Annotated in this window: 8 protein-coding genes and 2 pseudogenes; 3 read left to right on the top strand and 7 right to left on the bottom strand. The window is 31.4% G+C overall.

The features are described 5' to 3' along the window. Together ACVC2P_RS17970 and ACVC2P_RS17965 are read left to right on the top strand one after the other, a co-directional pair. Positions 1–520, top strand: a pseudogene (locus ACVC2P_RS17970) (catalase/peroxidase HPI); the annotation flags it as partial. An 80-nt stretch (positions 521–600) separates the two neighbouring features. Continuing rightward, a complete protein-coding gene (locus tag ACVC2P_RS17965) occupies positions 601–1,071 on the top strand; it encodes an ankyrin repeat domain-containing protein (protein WP_452599828.1) in 471 nt (156 codons plus the stop codon). 226 nt (positions 1,072–1,297) lie between these two features. On the opposite strand, the gene ACVC2P_RS17960 is transcribed toward ACVC2P_RS17965, so the two are convergent. The 4 genes from ACVC2P_RS17960 to nhaC form a co-directional block, all read right to left on the bottom strand. Next, positions 1,298–1,555, bottom strand: a complete 258-nt coding sequence (locus tag ACVC2P_RS17960; protein ID WP_452599827.1) for a DUF6952 family protein — start codon at positions 1,553–1,555, stop codon at positions 1,298–1,300. A 110-nt stretch (positions 1,556–1,665) separates the two neighbouring features. Beyond that, complete coding sequence (locus ACVC2P_RS17955) at positions 1,666–1,974, bottom strand: thioredoxin family protein (RefSeq protein ID WP_452599826.1); 309 nt, start codon at positions 1,972–1,974, stop codon at positions 1,666–1,668. Positions 1,975–1,981: 7 nt separating this feature from the next. Then, a complete protein-coding gene (locus ACVC2P_RS17950) occupies positions 1,982–2,626 on the bottom strand; it encodes a redoxin domain-containing protein (protein ID WP_452599825.1) in 645 nt (214 codons plus the stop codon). Between the two features lie 144 nt (positions 2,627–2,770). Further along, positions 2,771–4,237 (bottom strand): Na+/H+ antiporter NhaC, encoded by a 1,467-nt coding sequence (gene nhaC / locus ACVC2P_RS17945; RefSeq protein WP_452599824.1) that lies wholly within the window; start codon positions 4,235–4,237, stop codon positions 2,771–2,773. Positions 4,238–4,323: 86 nt separating this feature from the next. On the opposite strand from nhaC, the gene ACVC2P_RS17940 reads away from it, so the two are divergent. After that, on the top strand, positions 4,324–5,346 hold the full coding sequence (locus tag ACVC2P_RS17940) for a metal-dependent hydrolase (protein ID WP_452599823.1): 1,023 nt from the start codon (positions 4,324–4,326) through the stop codon (positions 5,344–5,346). Positions 5,347–5,402: 56 nt separating this feature from the next. Here ACVC2P_RS17940 and ACVC2P_RS17935 read toward each other — a convergent pair whose 3' ends face one another. The 3 genes and pseudogenes from ACVC2P_RS17935 to ACVC2P_RS17925 form a co-directional block, all read right to left on the bottom strand. Further along, entirely contained in the window at positions 5,403–5,960 is a 558-nt protein-coding gene (locus ACVC2P_RS17935; RefSeq protein WP_452599822.1) for an OsmC family protein, read from the bottom strand. Further along, the gene (locus ACVC2P_RS17930) at positions 5,954–7,213 is read right to left on the bottom strand and encodes a trans-sulfuration enzyme family protein (protein ID WP_452599821.1); all 1,260 of its coding nucleotides are present in this window, start codon (positions 7,211–7,213) and stop codon (positions 5,954–5,956) included. Before ACVC2P_RS17930 ends, ACVC2P_RS17935 begins: the two co-directional genes overlap by 7 nt. A gap of 29 nt (positions 7,214–7,242) precedes the next feature. After that, positions 7,243–7,649: pseudogene (locus ACVC2P_RS17925) on the bottom strand (flavin-containing monooxygenase); the annotation flags it as partial.

The following is a 7,649-nucleotide window of genomic DNA, read 5'->3' as shown; positions in this document are numbered from 1 at the left end:
AGGTAGAGGAGATGCCTCTCAAGAACAAACAGATATAGAATCGTTTGGCTACTTAGAGCCATTGGCAGATGGATTTAGAAACTATATAAAATCTGATTTAAAAGTTGCTGCTGAAGATTTATTAGTAGATAAAGCAAACTTATTAACACTTTCTATTCCAGAAATGACTGTTTTAGTTGGTGGGCTTCGTGTTTTAGGTGCTAATTACGATGGTTCTAAGCATGGTGTGTTTACAAATAATGTGGGTAGCCTTACTAATGATTTCTTTACTAATGTTTTAGACTTTGGAACCACATGGAGTGCCACAACTCCTGAAGATAAAGTTTTTGAAGGTAAAGATAGAAAAACTGGTAATATATTATGGACAGGAACTCGTGCAGATTTAATTTTTGGTTCTAATACAGAGTTAAGAGCAGTTGCTGAAGTTTATGGAAGTGAGGATGCAAAAGAACAATTTGTAAACGATTTTGTTGCAGCTTGGGCAAAAGTGATGGATTTAGATCGTTACGATGTAAAATAAATTGAATTAGATAAATGATACTATTGGGGTAGGTGTTAATATAATATTTACTCCAATTTTATTTTATAAAAAGGATTATAATGGATGATATTAAATTGTTATTTGAAGCCATTCAGTTGGGAGATAAAACTAGTGTAGAAGCACAAATAAAAAGTATCCCAAATATTGTGAATGCTAAAGACTCTAGAGGGTTTACACCTTTAATATTTGCTTCTTATTTTGATAAAAAAGAGTGTGTAGAGCTATTACTTAAATATAATGCATTGGTAGACGATACAGATGCTTTAGGTAATACAGCACTTATAGGAGTTTCTTTTAAAGGAAATATAGATTTAGCATCACTTTTAATTAAAAATGGAGCAAATGTAAATGCTAAAAATAATCAAGGCATAACTCCAATAATATTTGCTTCAATGTATAATCAAGTAAAAATGATAAAGCTTCTGCAAAACAATAAGGCAGACATTAGCATAAAGGATAATGATGGTAAAACTGCTTTAGATTATGCTAAAGAAAAAGGTTTTGAAGCTATTATTGATTGTTTTAAATAGTATTAACAAAATAAAAAAAATGAATATCCGTATCAATCATAAAGTTTACCGTAAACCTGAACTTGTTTTAGGTTTTCACCATGAAGCATCTATATTTTTAGGTGTTATGTGATGCTGAAACAAGTTTAACATGACACGATAATTAGTATTATGGTAAAAACGGACAATCAAAAAAAAATCCACTTTCTAAAAAGTGGATTTTTTAATGTAATTATTTTTTCTTTTTCTATTTATCTATAGATCCTAAAACACGTTTCATAAAACTATTTAAAGCTTCTTTTTGCGGTGTTCCTTCCTTTATCATTTTATTCACTTCCATTGCACCATACATATTAGAGATTAATTCTCCTATGACATCTAGTTCTTCATCTTTCAAAGAAGGAACTTCTGTTAAAGCTTCTAATGTTTCTATAGTTTCAACAATGTAATCTTCATCATTGTTTTCAATAAATTGTGTTAAGTGTTTTATTACGGGTAATTTCATAGAAAATTTTAGTTTCGTTTTTGCTTTTCAACTCTACTTAGAATAAATTCTAATATTTAAATGAAAACATGTTAAAACCGCTTCTAATGTATACTAGAAGCGGTATTGTTTTATATAACTTCGTTAACTAATTCTTTTAAAACGTCGAACTTGTTAGTTTGTACTTGGTTTACAAAAGTTCCATTTTTAAACGTAGCAAATGTTGGTAAATTATCTACAGTTGCTAACTGTCTAGATTCTGGAAATTTTTCTGCATCTGCAATAACAAATGTTACATTGTCTAACTCTGAAGCTAGTTTTTTAACTTTTGGTTTCATAATACGGCAGTTGCCACACCATGTTGCAGAATATTGTACAACAACAGTTTCGTTATTGGAAACGACTTCGTTTAAATTGTCTTGACTTAATTCTTGTAGCATGACAAAATTAGTTTACGTGAGCAGCTAAATACTCTGCAGTTGCATTTCTATTAGCACCCATTGCTTCTTTTCCTTCTTCCCAGTTTGCAGGGCAAACTTCTCCATTTGTTTGTACGTGAGTGTAAGCATCTACTAAACGTAAAAATTCGTTTACGTTACGTCCAACTGGCATATGGTTAATACCTTCATGGAATACAACACCATCTTCGTCAATTAAGTAAGTTGCTCTGTAAGTTACGTTATCACCATCTACAGTTATCACTCCGGTTTCTTCGTTATACTGCTCATTAGTAACGTCTAAAATTCCTAGAGTAGACGCTAAGTTTCTGTTAGAATCTGCTAAAAGCGGGTAAGTAACACCTTCAATTCCACCATTATCTTTTGCAGTGTTTAACCAAGCGAAGTGTACTTCTGGAGTATCACAAGAGGCTCCAATAACGATAGTATTACGCTTTTCAAATTCTGCTAAAGCAGATTGGAACGCGTGTAACTCGGTTGGGCAAACAAAAGTAAAATCTTTTGGGTACCAGAATAGTAATACTTTTTTCTTATTTTTTTTTGCTTCTTCAAGAACGTTTAATTTGAAAGTATCTCCCATTTCGTTCATTGCATCCACATTTAAGTTTGGGAATTGTTTTCCTACTATTGCCATTGTATTTAATTTTATAATTAATGATTCGTTTTTCAGTGTGCAAAGATACGTTGCATCATGAGAAATTGGAACATTAATAAAATTTTAAATACTTATTTCTTAATAGTATTTATTTATGGTAATTGAAAATGAGTGTATTATGTTTTATTTACTAGTTTTTAATTGCCTTATTTTAATATTAAGTGCAGCAAACAATAGTGTTGTAAATGGACTTAGCCAATTAAATATTGCGTACATAAAATATTGGCTAACATCAACGCCCAACACTCCACTTTGGTAAGCTCCACAAGTATTCCAAGGAATTAATACTGAGGTTACTGTTCCTGAATCTTCTAGTGTTCTACTAAGGTTTTCTGGAGCTAAGCCTTTATCTTCGTAGGCTTGTTTAAACATTTTTCCTGGTATAACTAAGGCTAAATATTGGTCTGAAGCAATTGCATTTAAGCCTAAACAACTTATTACTGTACTGGCAAATAAACCAAAAACAGTGGAAGCAAAAGATAAAAGAGCATTTGTTATTCTAGATAAAGCTCCAATGGCATCCATGACACCTCCAAATACCATGGCACAGCATATTAAATATATTGTCCAAAGCATACCATTCATTCCGCCAGAGCTAAATAGATCATTTAATTTTTCATTATCTGTAGTAATTTGAGTATCAGTAAATATTGAAGTAACAACTGCTCCTAATTTAGATTCAGATAGCCCCGTTAATATTTCTGGTTGAAATATAAAAGCAAATACAGCAGCAAGTAATACCCCTGTTCCTAAAGCTATTAAAGGCTTTGTTTTTAATAAAATTAAAGCAATAACAACTCCTGGTACAATAAAAAGTAATGGAGAAATATTAAAGGTTGAATTTATAGTTGTTAAAAGTCCGCTAACATCTGCACTACCAGTAGTATCAATAGTTGTACTTAAAATAGCAAATACAATTAAAGTTATTAGTATGGTTGGTACAGTAGTAATTGTCATATAACGAATATGCGTAAATAAATCTGTGCCCGCCATAGCAGGTGCTAAGTTTGTTGTATCACTTAAAGGCGACATTTTATCTCCAAAATATGCTCCAGAAATTACAGCTCCAGCAATCATTCCAGTTGGTATACCTAAAGCACTACCAATACCTATTAATGCAATACCAACTGTGGCAGAAGTTGTCCAAGAACTACCAGTTGCAATAGATATTATTGCTGCAATAATTACAGATGCTGGTAAAAATATTGAAGGATTAAGCACTTGCAATCCATAATATACCATGGCAGGAATGATCCCACTAATTAACCAAGTTCCAGCCAAAGCTCCAACTAAAAATAATATCATGATAGGGACAAAAACACTTTTTAAATTCTCCCAGATTTCTTTTAACATAATACCAAACGATACCTTATTGAAAAAACCAACACCAGCAGCAACAACTCCTGCCATTAATAAAATTAATTGGTTAGAGTAATCTCCAAGCATAGCACCATCTGCAAAGAAAATATTATAAGCTAATAAAGCCATTAAAAAAACTACAGGTATTAAAGCCTCCCATATATTTAATTCTTTGTTATCTATTATTTTTTGATCTTCTATATCTATTTCTGAAAGGTTGTCGTCTTGCATTATCATTTGGTTTTTAAGAAATGTAATGTTACGATTTTAGTAGAAGTTATGCAAATTGAATTGCTTACTGTAAATTAGCGTTTTATATGGATTCTATAACTCAAATTGTACTTGGAGCTGCTTGTGGAGAAGCTGTTTTAGGAAAAAAAATAGGAAATAAGGCGCTTTTGTTTGGTGCTATTGGTGGTACTATTCCAGATTTAGATGTTTTTATTGGTCGCTTATTATATAATAATGAGATTGATATTATGTTGTTTCATCGTGGTTTTATGCACTCTATTTTATTTTCTATTTTAGGTGCTTTCCTTTTTGGTTGGCTCGTTCATAAATTATATAATACAGGGAAACGACAGTATTCTACGACAACACAAGATTGGATTAATTTATTCTTTTGGTCCTTACTAACACATCCTATTTTAGATTGTTTTACACCGTATGGCACACAATTATTTGCTCCTTTTTCTAATTATAGAGTAGCTTTTAATACTATAGCAGTGGCAGACCCTATGTATACACTTCCTTTTTTAATTTGTATGCTTATGGTAATGTTTTATAAACGACAGACAAATACACGGCGTTTATATTTAAAACTAGGGTTTGGATTAAGTTCTTTATATATACTATTTACAATTGGAAATAAATTTTATGTAGACTCTGTTTTTAAAAAGACTTTAAATGAAAAAGGGATTACTTATCAACGTTTTAGTACACAGCCTTCTATTTTAAACAATATTTTATGGTACGGTATTGCAGAAACCGAAACGTCTTATTATGTAGGGTTTTACTCTTTATTGGATTCAAAAAATAATTTTACTGATTGGGAAGAGTTGCCAAAAGAAAGAGCCATAGATATTAGTGATTATAAAAACTTAAAGGCTTTATCTTGGTTTAGTAACGCGTACTATAATATTATAAAAAATGAAGATGATACTTTTTCATATCAAGATTTAAGGTACCCAATTGTTAAAACGGAAGACAAATCCTCCTCAGTTTTTAATCTTACATTATTTAAAGATAAAAATCGGTTAAATATGTTGCCATTTGAACCAGACAGAGGCGACTTTAATAAAGTAATGTCTACATTATGGGAACGTTTAAAGGGTGTATAAAAAAAGACCTATAGTTATTTTAAACTGTAGGCCTTTTTTATTGATTTGTTATAGTATTAATTTAATAATGCTTCAGTTTCTATCTTTAATTCTCCTATCATTTTAACCTCATTTTTTATAGTATTAAAATTTGGAGAATGTTGCATTACTCGCTCTATTAGCTTATTGTATTGTTCTTGAGTACCATTACCTTGAACATTAAAAATAAATTTTAATTCAGGAAAACCAGAATTAACTTGCTTATCTATGCCTAAAAAACCATTAAGGTCTAATTCTCCGTCAATTTCAATATTTAACTTGTTAATTTCTATTTTCATTGCAGTAGCCCCGGCCATAAAAGTTACGGCCATGCAACCAGCTAAACCTCCTAGCATGTATTCGGCTGGATTAGGCGCATGGTTTACACCTAATAATTGTGAGGGTTCGTCTATAACAAACTCAAAATCTCTTATAATTTTATGTTCCCCTAAAACCATGTTTTTGGTTTTTACCTTAGTCTTGGTTCCACTTACCCAATCTAAAGAGATGCCATAAGATGCTTTGCCCTCTTTATTACTATCTTTTACTTCGTTAGTAAACTCGCTAAGTCCAGCGATATTAATATTATTTAGCATACCAGTTCTTTTTTAAATACGTTATTAATAGCTTGTTTAAAATCTGAAATTAAGTCTTCAATGTCCTCTATGCCTACAGAAAGGCGTATAAGACCTTCATTGATACCAATATTTTTTTGTTGTTCTTTTGTTAATGAGGCTTGAGAGGTGTTATACGGTAATGATATTAAACTTTCTACACCGCCAAGACTTGTAGCTTCTTTTGGTAATTTTAAGTAACTTAATAATTTGTGTGCGTTAGTATTACCGCCTTCAATTTCAAAACTTATCATACCAGAGTATTTTCCTTTCATCTGTGATAAAGCAAGATCGTGTTGCGTATGTGAGGGTAAACCTGGATAATAGACTCTTTTTATTTTGTCGTGAGTTTCAAAAAAATGAGCCAGTTTTAAAGCATTTTCATTATGTGTTCTCATTCTAAGAGCAAATGTTTTTAAACTACGCTCTAACATAAAACAGGCATGAGGGTCCATAGAACCTCCATTTTTAAGTAATTGTGGCCATATCCTATCTATTAATTTTCTAGAGCCAGATACCGTTCCGCCAATTAAATCCGAATGTCCATTTAAGTACTTTGTCGCAGAATTAACCACTAAATCTACACCCAAATCTAAAGGTTTTACATTGTATGGTGTTAAAAATGTATTATCAATAACGACTCTTAAATTATACTTTTTAGCCAAGGCAACTAAATCTTGTATTGGAGTTATTTTTAAAAGCGGATTTGTTAATGCTTCAAAATATAACACTTTTGTATTGTCTTGTATTGCATTTTCAATAGCTTGTATGTCTGAAGGAGAGGTAAAGGTTACAGACATCCCGTAACGGTATAAATCTTCGTATAGAAAGTTATAAGTACCTCCATAAATGTCTCTTGAAGAGACTACATGGCTTCCTTTATCTAAAATGGCTAATAATGTAGAGGAAATTGCTGCCATACCAGAAGAAAATACAATAGAACTTTCTGCATTTTCTAATGATGATAGCTTTTCTTGTACACTCCATTGCGAAGGATTTCCATACCTAGAATATATCATTTCATCTCTTCCTCGTCCTTCTTCTATAGCTTTATACGAGGCTTCGTTTAAATAGAATGTAGAGCATTGATAAATAGGGGTACCTAAGGCTCCTGTTTTTGGGTCATTGTATTGCCCAGCATGCACAGATTTTGTAGAATCGTTAAATTCTGTGTATGCGTCTTTATGTAGCGAAGGGCCTTTTTCCCTTTTGCGTTTTAAATCATTTAACCACATAAGTTTAGGATGTTTTTATTGAGACTTTGTTATACTGAGACTAATTGTTCTTTTTTTACTACTTCTGTTGTTTTTTTATAAATGGGTGTTGTTTTTAAAATATAATTGTTTAAATATTTAGCATCGTTTTGTACACCACCAAGTGTAGCCGAACCTCTAGTGTGTAGCCATGGTAAACCTAAATAGTATAATCCTTTAGTTTCACTAACACCTCTATAGTTTTTTGGATAATTTTTAGAATCCATTTGTTCACCTTCAATCCAATTAAAATTAGGTTTAAATCCTGTAGCCCATATAATATTTTTTATAGACGAAATAGTTTCTTTCTCAAAAATTATAGACTCTTTATTAGCATCTAAAGTTCTACCAACACAATGCACATTACTTTTTTTAAATAATGCTTTTACATCTGTTCCTATCACTGGCTGTCTACCAT

The organism is Pontimicrobium sp. MEBiC01747 (assembly GCF_053601635.1).
The sequence above is the reverse complement of the archived record's forward strand: the minus strand, read 5'-3'. Positions and strand labels throughout refer to the sequence as shown.